This is a genomic window from Staphylococcus pseudoxylosus (assembly GCF_044794325.1).
GTDB classification, from domain to species: Bacteria; Bacillota; Bacilli; order Staphylococcales; family Staphylococcaceae; genus Staphylococcus; species Staphylococcus pseudoxylosus.
Window position 1 is genome coordinate 701,290 of the sequence record NZ_CP085024.1, and the last position, 14,713, is coordinate 716,002.

General features: G+C 33.7%; 13 protein-coding genes. 9 read left to right on the top strand and 4 right to left on the bottom strand.

The annotated features are described in order from the left end of the window. Positions 1-162: 162 nt before the first annotated feature. From lip to LG295_RS03180, 9 genes are all read left to right on the top strand, one after another. Entirely contained in the window at positions 163-2,418 is a 2,256-nt protein-coding gene (gene lip, locus LG295_RS03140) for a YSIRK-targeted triacylglycerol lipase (RefSeq protein WP_325999360.1), read from the top strand. Between the two features lie 246 nt (positions 2,419-2,664). Then, the gene (locus LG295_RS03145; RefSeq protein ID WP_318832671.1) at positions 2,665-6,348 is read left to right on the top strand and encodes a nitrate reductase subunit alpha; all 3,684 of its coding nucleotides are present in this window, start codon (positions 2,665-2,667) and stop codon (positions 6,346-6,348) included. Next, on the top strand, positions 6,338-7,906 hold the full coding sequence (gene narH / locus LG295_RS03150; protein ID WP_107529992.1) for a nitrate reductase subunit beta: 1,569 nt from the start codon (positions 6,338-6,340) through the stop codon (positions 7,904-7,906). Before LG295_RS03145 ends, narH begins: the two co-directional genes overlap by 11 nt. Next, positions 7,899-8,474, top strand: coding sequence for a nitrate reductase molybdenum cofactor assembly chaperone (gene narJ, locus LG295_RS03155; protein WP_107557763.1), 576 nt, complete (start codon positions 7,899-7,901; stop codon positions 8,472-8,474). The genes narH and narJ overlap by 8 nt, the downstream gene beginning before the upstream one ends. After that, positions 8,467-9,144: a respiratory nitrate reductase subunit gamma gene (narI, locus tag LG295_RS03160; RefSeq protein WP_318832672.1), complete on the top strand. Its 678-nt coding sequence runs from the start codon at positions 8,467-8,469 to the stop codon at positions 9,142-9,144. Before narJ ends, narI begins: the two co-directional genes overlap by 8 nt. A gap of 14 nt (positions 9,145-9,158) precedes the next feature. Next, complete coding sequence (gene nreA, locus LG295_RS03165) at positions 9,159-9,611, top strand: nitrate respiration regulation accessory nitrate sensor NreA (protein ID WP_107529989.1); 453 nt, start codon at positions 9,159-9,161, stop codon at positions 9,609-9,611. Between the two features lie 9 nt (positions 9,612-9,620). Continuing rightward, on the top strand, positions 9,621-10,655 hold the full coding sequence (locus tag LG295_RS03170) for a sensor histidine kinase (RefSeq protein ID WP_107557761.1): 1,035 nt from the start codon (positions 9,621-9,623) through the stop codon (positions 10,653-10,655). A 20-nt stretch (positions 10,656-10,675) separates the two neighbouring features. Further along, complete coding sequence (nreC, locus tag LG295_RS03175) at positions 10,676-11,329, top strand: nitrate respiration regulation response regulator NreC (RefSeq protein WP_107529987.1); 654 nt, start codon at positions 10,676-10,678, stop codon at positions 11,327-11,329. Positions 11,330-11,709: 380 nt separating this feature from the next. Further along, the gene (locus tag LG295_RS03180) at positions 11,710-12,876 is read left to right on the top strand and encodes a NarK/NasA family nitrate transporter (protein ID WP_107557760.1); all 1,167 of its coding nucleotides are present in this window, start codon (positions 11,710-11,712) and stop codon (positions 12,874-12,876) included. Between the two features lie 85 nt (positions 12,877-12,961). On the opposite strand, the gene LG295_RS03185 is transcribed toward LG295_RS03180, so the two are convergent. From LG295_RS03185 to LG295_RS03200, 4 genes are all read right to left on the bottom strand, one after another. Continuing rightward, complete coding sequence (locus LG295_RS03185; protein WP_107529985.1) at positions 12,962-13,396, bottom strand: Hsp20/alpha crystallin family protein; 435 nt, start codon at positions 13,394-13,396, stop codon at positions 12,962-12,964. A 27-nt stretch (positions 13,397-13,423) separates the two neighbouring features. Then, on the bottom strand, positions 13,424-13,651 hold the full coding sequence (locus tag LG295_RS03190) for an Hsp20 family protein (protein WP_404476837.1): 228 nt from the start codon (positions 13,649-13,651) through the stop codon (positions 13,424-13,426). Beyond that, the gene (locus LG295_RS03195) at positions 13,621-13,791 is read right to left on the bottom strand and encodes a hypothetical protein (RefSeq protein ID WP_404476398.1); all 171 of its coding nucleotides are present in this window, start codon (positions 13,789-13,791) and stop codon (positions 13,621-13,623) included. Before LG295_RS03195 ends, LG295_RS03190 begins: the two co-directional genes overlap by 31 nt. A gap of 236 nt (positions 13,792-14,027) precedes the next feature. Beyond that, positions 14,028-14,468, bottom strand: coding sequence for a MarR family winged helix-turn-helix transcriptional regulator (locus tag LG295_RS03200; protein ID WP_107557759.1), 441 nt, complete (start codon positions 14,466-14,468; stop codon positions 14,028-14,030). Positions 14,469-14,713: the final 245 nt, after the last annotated feature.

Below are 14,713 nucleotides of genomic sequence, written 5' to 3' on the forward strand. Positions count from 1 at the left end.
AATATATTTACACAACATAAAAATAATATCATCGAAATTTTATATTAGATTAATTTATCACAATATAAAATGTGTTAAGTTGTAAATATACAGTTATTAGTTGGGGAAGCAATTTTATTTTAAGGGATGTAGTTTTAAAAAATATACTATGAGGTGATTTTAATGAAAAGAAATGAGAAACAATCTACAAAAACAGAAGTACAAAGGTTCAGTATTAGAAAGTATTCAGTCGGAACGGTTTCAGTATTAGCAGCAACATTTTTTATAGCAAGTGGACATGTTTCTGAAGCAAGTGAATTGAATCATGCACAAGAAAGTAATAATGGAAACAATAATACAACGATTAACGCCGATAAAGATAACACCTTAAATTCAAACCAAGTTAAACAAGTCCCTTCTGAAGATAATTTTAAATTAGAATCAAGTAATGCATCTGAAGCATTAAGTCAGCAATCATCTGAAATATCTCCTGCATCCCACAATGACTTAGTAAAACAAAAGGCTCCTACTATTCAAGATGCACCAACAATGAAAGAAAACACAACTACTGAAAAAAATAATAGTGTTAATCAAAATACTGATCAAATGCAGTTAGTAGATGTTGATAATGAAAATAAAATAGCAAAAGAAGCAACTCCAAATAAAGCAGAAGTAGAAAAAGAAGAAGCTCCGAATAAAGCAGAAGTAGAAAAAGAAGAAGCAAGTCCGAATAAAGAGAAAGTAGAAAAAGAAGAAGCTCCGAATAAAGCAGAAGTAGAAAAAGAAGAAACTCCGAATAAAGCAGAAGTAGAAAAAGAAGAAGCTCCGAATAAAGAGGAAGTAGAAAAAGAAGAAGCAACTCCGAATAAAGAGGAAGCAGAAAAAGAAGAAGCAACTCCGAATAAAGAGGAAGCAGAAAAAGAAGAAGCAACTCCGAATAAAGAGGAAGCAGAAAAAGAAGAAGCAACTCCAAATAAAGCAGAAGTAGAAAAAGAAGAAGCCCCGAATAAAGAGGAAGCAGAAGTAGAAAAAGAAGAAGCACAAACAGACACCGAAAATAAAAATGATGAAAATAGCAAAAAGATAGAAAATTTAAAAACAAAAAATGGTTTTAACCCAAAAACAAATGAAGTAAAACAAGAGCCTAAAAATGATCCAATAAAAGTAAAAGATTCAGAAGCAAATAAACAAGCTACAACGCGTAATCGTTCTAAAGTGCAACAATCTGAGGTCGAATCTTTATTAAAAACTGCTAAAAAAGCAGAACAAGGCGTACATGTAAATAAATATCCAATTATATTGGTACATGGTTTCTTAGGATTAATGGATGGTAATAAACCAGATTTGTATCCAAATTATTGGGGTGGAAAGAAATACAAAGTAAAGGAAGCATTAGAAAAAGCAGGTTATGAAGTATACGAAGCGAGTATAAGTGCAGTTGGCAGTAATTATGGTCGTGCTGTAGAGTTATATCATTACATTAAAGGTGGTCAAGTAGATTATGGTGCGGCACACGCTGCAAAATACGGACATAATAGATACGGTAAAACATACGAAGGTGTTATGCCAAATTGGAAACCAGGTCAGAAAGTACATCTAATTGGTCACAGTATGGGTGGACAAACGATTCGTTTACTAGAGCAATTTTTACGTTTTGGAAATCCAGAAGAGATTGAATATCAAAAACAACATGGTGGAACAATTTCTCCATTATTCCAAGGACAAAAAGATAATATGATTTCATCAATTACAACATTGGCAACACCGCATAATGGCTCTCAAGCTTCTGATAAGTTAGCAAATACAAATTTTATCAAAAATGTATTAAACAATATAGCGAAATTAGGTAATAATAAAAAATCTAAAATTGATTTTGGACTTTCACAATGGGGATTCGAACAGCAACCTAATGAAACTTATATAGAATATGTAAATAGATTGAAAGATAGTCCGATTTGGAATACGGAAGATGTAGCAACTAGAGATTTAACAACATTTGGTGCAGAAGATTTGAACTTAAATACATCAGTTAACCCTAATATTGTATACACATCTTTTGCAGGACAAGCAACGAAAAAAAATAGTTTGGGTCATCACAGACCTAATAAAGGTTTGTTTGGATTAATGGACTTAACAAGTAAATTGATAGGTAAAGATTCCAGAGAAGATTGGCAAGAAAATGATGGTGTTGTACCAGTTGCTTCTGCATTAAGTCCAACTGGACAACCCGCTAAAAAAGTAAAAGACTTAACACAAGCTACAGAAAAGGGTGTTTGGAATGTGATGCCAATTAAAAATGATTGGGATCATGTAGATTTCGTAGGGCTTGATAACCTTGATAGAAAACGTACAGGACAAGAACTTGAAGAGTTTTATACTGATATTATTGACCATTTAATGCGTGTAGAGGCACGTGAAGAACAAGCAGTTGCCGTATAAATAAAAGAAATATGACTTTCAAATTTTAATCAAAGCTCCCTTACTTGTAATGGTGGTAATCATTATTACGATTAAAGGGAGTTTTTTATATTCGAAAAGTTATTAGGGGATTCTTTTGTTTAAATAGGTAAATCCCTAATATTTAGACTTTGTGAAAAAATGTACAATGATTGTAAGAATTAAAGAAATACAAAATTTGAGAATGCTATATAAATTATACATGAATGATGTGAGAGGATGTATAAAATGAAAAAATTTGGATTGCAATTCTTTAAGCCAACAGAAAAATTTAATGGTGATTGGTCAATCTTAGAAAGTAAAAGTCGTGAATGGGAAAAAATGTATAGAGAACGTTGGAGTCATGACAAAGTAGTCAGAACAACACATGGTGTGAACTGTACAGGATCTTGTTCCTGGAAGGTATTTGTGAAAAATGGTGTCATTACTTGGGAAAACCAACAAACAGATTACCCTAGTTGTGGGCCAGATTTACCTGAATTTGAACCCCGCGGATGTCCTCGAGGTGCCTCTTTTTCTTGGTATGAATATAGTCCTTTACGCATCCGTTATCCTTATATTCGTGGCAAGTTATGGGAGTTGTGGACAGAAGCATTAGAAACGCATCAAAACAATACGATAGCTGCTTGGGCATCGATTGTTGAAAATGAAGAAAAAGCTAAAACATATAAACAAGCAAGAGGTAAGGGTGGATTAGTAAGAACGAATTGGAAAGATGTTTCAAAACTCATTTCAGCTCAAATTATATATACAATTAAAAAATATGGTCCAGACAGATTGGCTGGTTTTACGCCAATCCCGGCTATGTCTATGTTAAGTTATGCTTCTGGTGCGCGTTTTATGAGTTTATTAGGTGGAGAAATGTTGAGCTTTTATGACTGGTACGCTGATTTACCACCTGCTTCTCCACAAATATGGGGTGAACAAACAGATGTACCAGAATCTAGTGACTGGTACAACGCAGCTTATATTATGATGTGGGGATCTAATGTCCCATTAACAAGAACACCAGATGCGCATTTTATGACAGAAGTTCGCTATAAAGGTACAAAAGTAGTATCAGTTGCGCCTGATTATGCAGAAAATGTTAAATTTGCTGATAATTGGTTAGCTCCGCATCCAGGCACAGATGCTGCAGTCGCACAGGCGATGACGCATGTTATTTTACAAGAACATTATGTAAATAAACCGAATGACTATTTTATTAATTACGCAAAACAATATACCGATATGCCATTTGTCCTAATGTTAGATGAAGATAATAACGGCTTGAAAGCTGGGCGTTTCTTACGTGCTCAGGATTTAGGGCAACACACTGAAAATGGCGACTGGAAACCTGTGATTTTTGATAAATTAGCAAAACAATTAACAGTTCCAAATGGCACGATGGGTCAGCGTTGGGAAGAAGGCAAACAATGGAATTTGAAATTAGAAAATGAAGAAGGTAAGCAAATTGACCCAGCAATGAGTTTTGCTGAAGATGATTATGAATTAAAGCACATACAATTTCCGTTTTTTAATAATGAAGGTAACGGTATATTTGAGCGTCCTATTGCTTTGCAAAAGGTTAAATTAGCAAATGGTGAAGAGAAATATATTACCACTGTATTTGACTTAATGACGAGTCAGTATGGTGTGAAACGTTTCAATCATGAACTTGAGGCATCAGGATATGATGATGCAGCGTCATATTATACGCCTGCATGGCAAGAAAAAATTACCGGTGTTAAACAAAGTGTTGTGACCCAAGTTGGTCGAGAGTTTGCACAAAATGCAATTGATACCAAAGGGCGATCAATGATTATCATGGGAGCTGGTATTAATCATTGGTTTAATTCTGACACGATTTATCGCTCTATTTTGAATCTAGTATTATTATGTGGATGTCAAGGTGTAAACGGCGGCGGATGGGCACACTATGTTGGACAAGAAAAATGTCGCCCTATCGAAGGATGGAATACGATTGCCTTTGCTAAAGACTGGCAAGCACCACCTCGATTACAAAATGGAACAAGTTGGTTTTACTTCGCAACAGACCAATGGAAATATGAAGAATCAAATATCGATAGTTTGAAATCTCCATTGGCAGAAAATATTAAACACCAACACCCTGCTGATTACAATGTCTTAGCTGCTAGATGTGGTTGGTTACCGTCTTATCCTCAATTTGATAGAAACAGTTTATCTTTTGGTGAGGAAGCGAAAGACGCTGGAGAATTTAATAATGAAGCAATCATGAAACGTGCGATTGAGTCCGTAAAGTCTAGAGAAACGAAATTTGCAATTGAAGATCCAGATTCAAAACAAAATCATCCAAAAACATTGTTCCTTTGGCGCTCTAATTTAATATCAAGTTCTGCTAAAGGGCAAGAATACTTTATGAAACACTTACTCGGTGCAAAATCAGGTTTATTAGCTGAGCCAAACGAAGAGGTGAAGCCAGAAGAAATTCAATGGAGAGAAGATACAGAAGGTAAACTGGATTTACTTGTATCCCTAGATTTTAGAATGACATCCACACCATTATATTCAGATATTGTTTTACCTGCTGCAACTTGGTATGAAAAGCACGATTTATCATCGACAGATATGCACCCATTTGTACATCCGTTTAATCCGGCGATAGACCCATTATGGGAATCACGTTCAGATTGGGATATTTTTAAAACACTGAGTAAAGAAATATCAGAAATGGCTAAAATACATCTTAAAGATGTTTATAAAGATGTCGTTACAGCACCACTTGCACACGATTCAAAACAAGAAATCTCTAATGTGAATGGCATAATTAAAGACTGGACGAAGGGTGAAATTGAAGCAATACCTGGAAAAACAATGCCAGGTTTTGCAGTAGTTGATAGGGATTATACTAAAATATTTGATAAATACGTTACAGTAGGACCTTTATTAGAAAAAGCTAAAATAGGGGCTCATGGCGTAAGTTTCTCAGTAGCAGAACAATATGAAGAGTTAAAAAGCATGGTTGGAACATGGAATGAAGAGGTCGAGGATTCCATAAAAAATAATAGACCGAGATTAGATACTGCAAGAAGAGCTGCAGACGTTGTATTAAATTTATCTTCAGCTACAAATGGTAAGTTATCGCAAAAATCTTATGAAGATTTAGAACAACAAACTGGTATGCCGTTGAAAGATATTTCAAGTGAACGCGCATCAGAAAAAATTTCATTTTTAAATATAACTGCTCAACCCCGAGAAGTCATTCCAACAGCTGTGTTCCCGGGCTCAAATAAAAATGGTAAACGTTATTCACCATTTACTACAAATATAGAACGTTTAGTTCCATTTAGAACATTAACAGGACGACAAAGTTATTACGTTGACCATGAAGTGTTCCAGCAATTCGGTGAAAGTTTACCTGTGTACAAACCAACTTTACCGCCAATGGTATTTGGTACGAGAGACAAGAAAGTAACGGGAGATGAAAGTACGCTTGTCTTGCGCTATTTAACACCACATGGTAAATGGAATATCCACTCCACTTATCAAGATAACCAACATATGTTGACTTTATTTAGAGGTGGTCCAACTGTATGGCTTTCCAATGAGGATGCGGAAAAACATGATATCAAAGATAATGACTGGTTAGAAATTTATAACCGAAATGGTGTTGTAACAGCAAGAGCAGTAGTATCTCATAGAATGCCAAGAGGCACGATGTTTATGTATCATGCTCAAGATAAACATATTGAAACACCAGGGTCACAAATAACAGACACAAGGGGTGGTTCACATAATGCCCCAACACGTATTCATTTAAAGCCAACACAACTTGTTGGAGGTTATGCACAAATTAGTTATCACTTTAACTATTATGGACCAATAGGGAATCAGAGAGATGTTTATGTAGCAGTGAGAAAGCTGAAGGAGGTTGACTGGCTTGAAGATTAAAGCACAAATTGCAATGGTGTTAAATTTAGATAAATGTATAGGTTGCCACACGTGTAGTGTTACTTGTAAGAGTACGTGGACTAACCGTCCTGGTGCGGAATATATGTGGTTTAACAACGTAGAAACGAAGCCTGGTATTGGTTATCCGAAACAGTGGGAAGATCAAGAGCAATATAAGGGTGGTTGGTATTTGAATAAAAAAGGTAAATTAGAACTGAAATCAGGCAGTAAGTTATCGAAAATTGCTTTAGGGAAAATATTTTACAATCCTAATATGCCAGTGATTAAAGATTACTATGAACCTTGGACATATAATTATGAAAATCTTACAACAGCTAAAGCTGGAAATCACTCGCCGGTTGCTACAGCCCACTCATTGATTTCAGGCGATAAATTAAACCTAGAATGGGGACCAAACTGGGAAGATGATTTGGCAGGCGGTCATGTTACTGGACCAGAAGATCCCAATATTAAACGTATTGAAGAAGATATTAAATTTCAATTTGATCAAACATTTATGATGTATTTACCTAGATTATGTGAACATTGTTTGAATCCAAGTTGTGTAGCATCATGTCCATCTGGAGCAATGTATAAACGTGACGAAGACGGTATTGTGCTTGTAGATCAGGATGCTTGTCGTGGTTGGAGATATTGTATGACAGGTTGTCCATACAAAAAAGTTTATTTCAACTGGAAAACAAATAAAGCAGAGAAATGTACATTTTGTTTTCCTCGTATTGAGGCAGGGATGCCAACGGTATGTTCAGAAACGTGCACGGGTAGAATGCGTTATTTAGGCGTATTACTTTATGATGCTGATAGAGTAGAAGAAGCTGCTACAGCTGAAAATGAACAAGCGTTATACGAAAAACAATTGGATTTATTTTTGAATCCTTATGATGAAGCGGTTATAGAACAAGCACAAAAAGATGGAGTCTCATTAAAATGGATAGAAGCTGCTCAGAATTCTCCAGTCTATAAATTAGCTATTGAATATAAATTGGCATTTCCCTTACATCCAGAATATCGCACGATGCCAATGGTATGGTATTGTCCACCACTCAGCCCTATTATGAGTTATTTTGAAGGGCAAACTGCAACAAAAGCGAATAGAAATCCCGATATGATTTTTCCAGCAATCGAAGAAATGAGGTTACCTATTCAATATTTGGCTAACTTATTCACAGCAGGTGATACTGAACCAGTGAAATCTGCATTACAACGTATGGCAATGATGAGAAGTTACATGCGTGCACAGGTAACAAATAAACCATTTGATGTAGATAGATTATCAAGACTTGGGTTATCAGAAAGACAAACTAAAGATATGTATCGATTATTGGCAATTGCTAAACATGAGGACCGTTTTGTAATACCTACATCACACAAAGAAGCATATATGGACACATATCGTGCACAAGGTAGTGAAGGATATGGAGGAGAATACTTCGGCTCAAATTGTGAAGGATGCGGTGTACCAGTAACTACTTCTTCTGGAAAATCAGGACAAGAAATCTATAATGATAATTTCTATGGAGGGATTTTCCGTGATTAATTTAACGCAGTTTAATAAACAACAAGAAGCACTTGGATACTTTGCACAGCAATTAATATTTCCAGATAAGCTGACCATGCACCCTAAAACGTTTGAAGAAGTTATTCATATAGAACATCCGGCATACCAAGATTTAATTCAGTATCGTGAACAAATGTATGAATTAAGTTTATTACAAATAAAGCAATTGTATTCCGATACATTTGATTTTAATAAAACTGCGCCACTCTATATGACATATAATAAATTTGATACTCAAAAAGAAAGAGGGCAATTATTAGCTAAATTAAAAGTGTTATACGAAATGTTTGGATTGAAAATGGCAGATAATGAACTATCTGATTTTCTGCCATTAATGCTTGAATTTTTATATATTGCCCAGTGGAAAAATGATCCACGAGCAAAAGGGAATATTGAATTTGTCATTATGATTATTGAGGACGGTACGTATGCGATGGCAAATCAATTGGCAGAGCAAAATAGTCCTTATTATTTCTTGATAAAAGGGTTAAGAGAGACGTTAAAAGCTTGTATAGAGCCTGTAAATGAGGTGAAGCAACATGTTTAATCAATTCTTATGGGTGATTATGCCCTATTTATGTATAGCTATATTTTTCCTCGGGCATCTTGCTAGATTTAAGTTTGATAAATTTTCTTGGACTGCAAAATCTAGTGAATTTATAGAAAAGAAACAACTTAAATGGGGAAGTTTGATGTTTCATTTGGGTATTATACCAGTAGCAATGGGACATATAGTAGGTTTGCTTATTCCTGCTTCTTGGCTAACAGCAGTAGGTGTAAGTGATCATTTATATCACATTGGAGCTGTTTATATTGGAAGTATTTTTGGTATAATAACTTTGATTGGTATGTTTTTATTAACTGCACGACGTATAACTAAAAAAAATATTAGAAGATTAAGTTCAGCATCTGATATTATAGTTAATTTCTTATTATTAGCAATTGTTTGTATGGGATGCTATGCAACACTAGTAACTAACGCAACGATACCATCATTTGATTATAGAGAAACAATATCAGTTTGGTTTAGACAATTATTTATATTTTCTCCAGATGCCGATTTGATGTTACAGGTGCCGCTAGCTTTTAAAACGCATATACTTTTAGGTTTTATTATTATGGCATTCTGGCCGTTTACTAGACTCGTGCATGTATGGAGTGTGCCACTCACATATGCAAGTCGTAGTTATATTATTTATCGTAAACATAAAGTTTGAATGGAGGCGATAAGTTGAATGCATTATCGTTAAGAGAAAGTATTAATTACCAATCAATATTAGACTCAATTCGAATTGAAGAAGGATTTGATTTTGCTGCAATCGCATTTTATGAGCAAGAAAGTGATATTTCACCAATTAAATGGTGCTATGCCTCTGGAAATTTAAATAATCGTTATAAATTAATTGTACTGCGCAAAGGAAAAGGGTTAGCAGGTAATGTGATGAAGACGGGTAAGCGTATGGTGATAGAAAATGTAGGACAATTATTATCTTCACATGAACAACACAAATATCCTATCGTCCTTTGTGAGTTATTAACAGCGATGGTGGCAATACCACTATGGTATGAAAAGAAAGTTTATGGTGTTTTGCTACTAGGTCAGCGAAATCAACAACCCTTGCCTAAAACATATAAAAGCATATCACTTAAAAGTAAATTGGGTATATTTAATGAAGAAGATTAGGTGATTATAATGGAAAGCAATCAACAGCTAGATATGGAAGCATTATTAATGCAATACTTTAATAATACGAGTGAAAAAATTGTTTTTGTCGATAATCGTGGCCAAGTGATCGCAATGAACCAGGCAGCAAGTGATATTATCTCATTGGATAATGACTATGAAGGCATGACCAATGTCATATGTAATCATTGTGATGGTTATACTAATGAATTCGATTTGCAATCTTGTAGATATTGCTTTTTAGAAGCTGAAAATGTTGGGAATACAAGCTTTCAGGTATTTATGAAAACGACACGTGGTACAGTTGAGCCTTTTGCAGCTACCTATCAAACAATTGATGAATCCAAAGGAATTAAAGCGTTCACGTTACAAAATGTGTCGCCGCAAATAGAACGACATGATAAGATGTATCAACGAAAAATGATGCAAAAAACAATTTCTGCTCAAGAAAATGAAAGAAAACGAATATCTAGAGAATTACATGACAGTGTAGTACAAGAAATGTTAAATATAGATGTTGAATTAAGACTCTTAAAATATCAACAAGAAATAGAACAATTGGTTAATGGTTCTAAGCGTATAGAAGGATTGATGTCTAAATTAATTGATGATATACGTAATTTATCTGTAGAACTTAGACCATCTTCATTAGATGATTTAGGATTAGACGCAGCCTTTAAGACATATTTTAAACAGGTAGAAGTAAATTATGGTATCAATATTATCTATCAATCTAATTTAACGATGCGTAGGTTTGATAATGAAATTGAAACTGTAGTTTATAGAATAGTACAAGAAGCTTTGTTTAACGCCATTAAATATGCAAATGTTGATACAATTGAAGTTGAGGTACAAATTAGTCACAGTAAACTAATTGCAGAAATTATAGACAGAGGCAATGGATTTATAAAGACAGACCAGCCAAAGGGAACTGGCTTGGGACTTTATGGTATGAACGAGCGTGCAGAACTCGTAAATGCTCAGATAAATATTGATACTCAAATAGGTCGAGGCACAATTGTTACATTAGAAGTTCCAATATAGGGGATAAGGAGACATTAATTTTGAGAATAGTTATCGCGGATGATCATGCAGTTGTGCGTACTGGATTTTCAATGATATTAAATTATCAAGAAGATATGGAAGTCGTGGGGACTGCAGCCGATGGTGTGGAAGCTTATCAAAAAGTGATGAAGTACAAGCCTGATGTACTAATTATGGACTTAAGTATGCCACCTGGCGAGTCAGGGCTTATAGCAACAAGTAAAATTACAGAAAGTTTTCCAGATACAAAAATATTAATATTAACAATGTATGATGATGAAGAATATTTATTTCACGTATTGAGAAACGGTGCTAAAGGTTATATTTTAAAAAATGCCCCAGACGAACAATTGATACTAGCAATTAGAACAGTATTTAAAGGTGAAACATATGTAGATATGAAATTGACGACATCGTTAGTCAATGAATTCGTGAATAATTCAGGGAACGATAAGCAAACCACAACGGATCCTTATAAAATTTTATCAAAGCGTGAAATAGAGATATTACCTTTAATAGCAAAAGGTTATGGGAACAAAGATATCGCTGAGAAGTTATTTGTTTCTGTGAAAACAGTCGAGGCACACAAAACACATATCATGCAAAAATTAGAATTAAAATCAAAGCCGGAATTAGTAGAATATGCCATGAAGAAAAAATTGATTGATTTTTAAAATAGCACTTATATAAAAGAGCTAACTTAATTGCCTAAATAATCAGGCATAGGTTGGCTCTTTCTTGTTGATTAGGAATTATTAAATAAAAGGAGGAATTGGTGAATAACTTAAAATTCTATGTATATTTTTATTATATGAAATCCCCTCAATTAAGTAGGGAAATTCTTTTATTTGTTAAGGGATAATCCTTATGTTCATTTTTTCACAAAGATTTTATAATAATAATGTGGTCAGTATTCTGCTAATAGAAACGTTTATACTTACTCATATTACACCGGTGCTAATATTTATAATTGACATAGAGAAATACAGCACTTCAACTATATGCAAATACTGGCCTGATTTATCAAAATAATTATAAATTGAAGGTGAAATGAATGAACAAAGCAAGTGGTGTTTTTCAACTAACATTGCAGTCTTTAAGTCTTGTTGTAGGGTTCATGGCATGGAGTATTATTGCGCCACTAATGCCATTTATTTCTCAGGATGTACATATAACAAGCAGCCAACTTTCTATTATTTTAGCTATTCCTGTTATATTAGGTTCTATTTTAAGAGTGCCTTTTGGTTATTTAACAAATATTATTGGTGCGAAATGGGTATTCTTTTGTAGTTTTATTATATTATTATTTCCGATTTACTTCCTAAGCCATGCACAATCACCTAAGATGTTAATGGCATCAGGTTTCTTTCTTGGCGTAGGTGGTGCTGTATTTTCAGTAGGTGTGACATCTATTCCTAAATATTTTCCTAAAGAGCGCGTAGGATTAGCAAATGGTATATATGGGATGGGAAATATAGGAACTGCCATTTCTTCATTCTTAGCGCCTCCCATTGCTGGTATCATAGGTTGGCAATCAACAGTTAGAGGTTATTTAATCGTCATAGTACTTTTTGCAATTTTTATGTTTCTGTTAGGTGACAGTAAAGAACCAAAAATTAAAGTACCTTTAGTTAAACAATATAAAATATTGATGAAAGATTTAAAGTTATATTATTTATCACTGTGGTATTTTATTACATTTGGTTCATTCGTCGCTTTTGGATTGTTTTTACCTAATTTCTTAGTACAAAATTTTGGAATCAGCGAAGTTGATGCTGGTATAAGAGCAGGGGTATTTATCGCATTAGCAACTTTCCTAAGACCGTTAGGAGGCGTATTAGGTGATAAGTTTAATGCTGTAACTTTACTAATTTGTGACTTTATATTAATGATTATAGGGGCGATTACGCTAGGTCTATCAAATCATATCTTATTATTTACAATTGGATGTTTACTTATTAGTATGTGCGCAGGCGTCGGTAATGGCTTAATATTTAAGCTCGTGCCAACTTATTTTGGAAAAGAGGCTGGATCAGCTAATGGTATCGTTTCGATGATGGGGGGCTTAGGCGGTTTCTTCCCACCATTAGTCATAGCTTATGTAACAAGTCTCACTGGAACAAGTCATTTCTCTTTTATCTTATTGGCTATATTCGGAGTGATTGCTTTAGTTACCATGATTCATATTATGAAACGTGAAAAATTAAATCCGACATTATAAAAAAAGCTGAAGTTAGATCATTCATCTAACTTCAGCTTTTAAATTTCTCTTATAAAGATTATCAGTAGCCGATAAAATGACTTTATTAATCTATTTGAATATTTGATGGTGAGTGTTCTTCTTGTTCTTTTTTAGGTAGTGTTACATTTAATATACCATTTTCAAATGATGCTTTAATAGCAGTTTCATCAATATTATCAAAAGGATATTGACGTTTCACATCGCTAAAAGTCCGTTCTTGATGAAGGATGCGACCATCTTCATCTTGTTCTTTATTATCGTTTGTTTGCTGACCTTCAATTGTTAAAGTGTCATTTTCAAATTGTAAACTGATATTTTCTTTTTTAAAACCAGGGAGTTCAGCTTCGATGATGAAGGCATGATCTAACTCTTTCACATCTGACTTAATACTTGAAGTTTCAGGAAAGTTTTCAAAAAATTGACGTCCAAAATCTCTAAATAATTCGGTTGGGTTACCTTCAAAAAATGGATTGTTATACGGTTTTTTATCAAAAGCCATGATATATCTCTCCTTAAATTTTTAGATTTAGTCGATTGAAATTTGTGTCTTTGTTTGCTTGATTGGCAGTTTTATCGTTAAGATGCCGTCATTCATAGATGCTTTTATTTTATTTGTGTCTATAAGTTTAAAGATAAACTGTCTACTTTGCTTATTAGAATTACGTTCGTTAATTAAATAAATACCTTGTTGTTCTAAATTAGACGCACGTTTTGCTAGTATAGTTAATGTTTTATTTTCGAAATTGATAGTAATATCATCTTTTGATAACCAGGAAGTTCAGCTTCAACTGTATAGCTATCTTGCGCTTGGTATACAGTTACTTTGAAATCGTGATGGTCTGAGACTAAACTTTCTAATAAATCTTTAGTAAGATTGTTAGTGCTTTGTATCATCTCTATTCACCTCTTCTTTTATCTTACAAATACAGTATAATACATTAGTCAAAGAAAGTCAAAGTCAAACTATGTAAAAATAAAAAAGAGCTAAATATTAGTTTAATTGAGTTAGTGCCATTGGTGGGATTGTGACGAAGTGGAACGTAGTAAAAAGATTTAAGTAAGAGGCAAGTAAAGTCAAAAATAATAACATGAAAACTAGAACTTCTAACTTTAACTTTACCTCTGACAGATTAAATATCTTTAGAAAAATGTTTATTAACGAAGTGTTGTAATGTTTCTTTTAGATTAATAGCTTCATCTATGTCCATATCGAATTCGCTAAACACACGTTTTGATATTTTAGAGAGTGGTTCTTTAACATTTGCACCTTTTTCAGTAAGTGCAATCTGTAGGTTACGCTCATCATCAATTTCGCGTGTTCTAGTTACATAGCCTTTTTTCTCAAGTTTTTTAAGTAAAGGTGTAAGTGTCCCTGAATCTAAATAAACACGTTCGCCAAGCGTTTTAATATTGAGTTTTTCATCTACCTTAATTGCAAGTAGCACAATATAGCCTGTATATGTTAAATCGAATTCTTTTAAGTAAGACGTATACTTCTTAATGATTTCTTTAGAAGATACATAAAAAAGAAAACATAGTTGTCTTTCTAAGTAGCTGTCTTTTTCCTCCATTTAATCACCCCTTTTGAAATTTAACCATATTATGAACTATGGTTGTTGTCAAGGAACGGTTGCGCACCTCTTTCTATTAAAAAAATAATATATACCGACGTTTACTTAAATAGAAACAATATAGTGAAATTGTACTGTAATATGAAGTACTTTTAAATTAATAAAGTATGCTTTTAGAAGATAAAAAATCATCTTAGGTTTGAAATTAATTTAAGGAGATTTTGTTACAAAAAGTCTATATGACT

Excerpts from the sequence above, each read along its gene's own strand:
- LG295_RS03170 (WP_107557761.1), top strand. The coding sequence starts at position 9,621 with ATGGAAAGCAATCAACAGCTAGATATGGAAGCATTATTAATGCAATAC.
- LG295_RS03200 (WP_107557759.1), bottom strand. The coding sequence starts at position 14,468 with ATGGAGGAAAAAGACAGCTACTTAGAAAGACAACTATGTTTTCTTTTT.
- LG295_RS03180 (WP_107557760.1), top strand. The coding sequence starts at position 11,710 with ATGAACAAAGCAAGTGGTGTTTTTCAACTAACATTGCAGTCTTTAAGT.
- lip (WP_325999360.1), top strand. The coding sequence starts at position 163 with ATGAAAAGAAATGAGAAACAATCTACAAAAACAGAAGTACAAAGGTTC.
- LG295_RS03145 (WP_318832671.1), top strand. The coding sequence starts at position 2,665 with ATGAAAAAATTTGGATTGCAATTCTTTAAGCCAACAGAAAAATTTAAT.
- LG295_RS03185 (WP_107529985.1), bottom strand. The coding sequence starts at position 13,396 with ATGGCTTTTGATAAAAAACCGTATAACAATCCATTTTTTGAAGGTAAC.
- narI (WP_318832672.1), top strand. The coding sequence starts at position 8,467 with ATGTTTAATCAATTCTTATGGGTGATTATGCCCTATTTATGTATAGCT.
- LG295_RS03195 (WP_404476398.1), bottom strand. The coding sequence starts at position 13,791 with ATGATACAAAGCACTAACAATCTTACTAAAGATTTATTAGAAAGTTTA.